Here is a 1,365-nt window from a genome sequence, read left to right as displayed (position 1 = left end):
GGACCTGTCAGAAATTCTGTGTGCGGGGCCAGAATTCGTAGTTAGGTAATTGCGTTCGTGAAGCGTTCGCCGAACATGATGGCGAACTGGTTGGCGGCCTGCTTCCAGGTACGCTGCGGCATCTTCCAATCTTTCTCGATATTGCGCAAGGCCAGGTACAGCAATTTGGTCGCCGCTTCGTCGCTGGGGAAGTGGCCGCGGTTCTTGACGATCTTTCGCAGGCGCATATGCAGGCTCTCGATGGCGTTGGTGGTGTAGATGATCGTGCGCACTTCTGGCGGATAGGCGAAGAAGGGAATCACCTGCTGCCACTGGCGCCGCCACATGGCGGCCACGGTCGGGAATCTGGTGCCCCATGGCCCGGCCGCAAAGGCGTCCAGCGCCGCTTCAGCCAGATCGGCATTGGCGGCTTGGTAGACGGGTTTCAAGGCCGCCGCAAGCTCCTTGCGGTCCTTCCACGCTGCCAGCGTCGTCGAATTGCGGATCAGGTGCACGATGCAGGTCTGGATCTGCGCTTGCGGGTACACGGCCTCGATGGCCTCGGGGAAGCCGCGCAGGCCATCGACGACGGCGATCAGGATGTCCTCCAGTCCTCGATTCTTCAGTTCGTTGAAGACCTTCAGCCAGAACTTGGCGCCTTCGGTTTGCTCGATCCACAGGCCCAGCACTTCCTTGCGGCCGTCGGCACGAATGCCAAGGGCGAGATAAACAGCCTTGTTCTTGACGGTGCCTTCGTCGCGGATTTTCAGGCGCAGCGCATCGAAATAGACGATCGGGTACATCGCTTCAAGCGGCCGCTGCTGCCATTGCGTGACCTCTTCGAGAACCTCGTCGGTGATGGTCGAAACCAGGTCCGGCGATACTTCGGTGCCGTACAGCTCCAGCAAATGCCTCTGGATTTCGCGCACGCTCATGCCGCGCGCGTACATGCTGATGACGTGATCGTCGAAACCCGGCATGCGCCGCTGGTGCTTGGCGACCAGTTTGGGCTCGAAGCTCGACAAGCGATCACGTGGGATGTCCAGATGAAGTTCGCCGCCCGGCGTCAGCACCTTTTTCGGGCTGCTGCCGTTACGGTGATTCTTGCTGCCTTCGCCCTCGCTGGCCAGATGATGGCTCAGCTCGGCCGACAGCATGCGCTCGGCCAGCATCTTCTTGAGCTGCCCAGCCAGACCAGCTTCACCGAGGATCGATTCGGCGTCCTTGTTCTCGACCTGGGCGAGCAACTGGTCGATCAGCTCGACCGGGAACGGGTATGCGGCTTTCTGTTTCTTGGGCTTTTTGGTGGTCATCACTTCGGTCATGGAACAGTCCTTTCGGGATTATTTCATGACCCCGTTCCACACAGAAAATCTGACAGGCTCG

1 protein-coding gene is annotated in these 1,365 nt (G+C 59.8%); it reads right to left on the bottom strand.

The genetic code is table 11. The features are described 5' to 3' along the window. Positions 1-41: 41 nt before the first annotated feature. Positions 42-1,292: an IS256 family transposase gene (locus tag ABIB42_RS25890; RefSeq protein ID WP_429249214.1), complete on the bottom strand. Its 1,251-nt coding sequence runs from the start codon at positions 1,290-1,292 to the stop codon at positions 42-44. Positions 1,293-1,365: the final 73 nt, after the last annotated feature.

Origin of the sequence: Massilia sp. UYP32, from assembly GCF_050434365.1 — a bacterium.
In the GTDB taxonomy this organism is placed as follows: domain Bacteria; phylum Pseudomonadota; class Gammaproteobacteria; order Burkholderiales; family Burkholderiaceae_D; genus Telluria; species Telluria timonae.
This window is presented reverse-complemented; position numbering and strand designations above follow the sequence as displayed.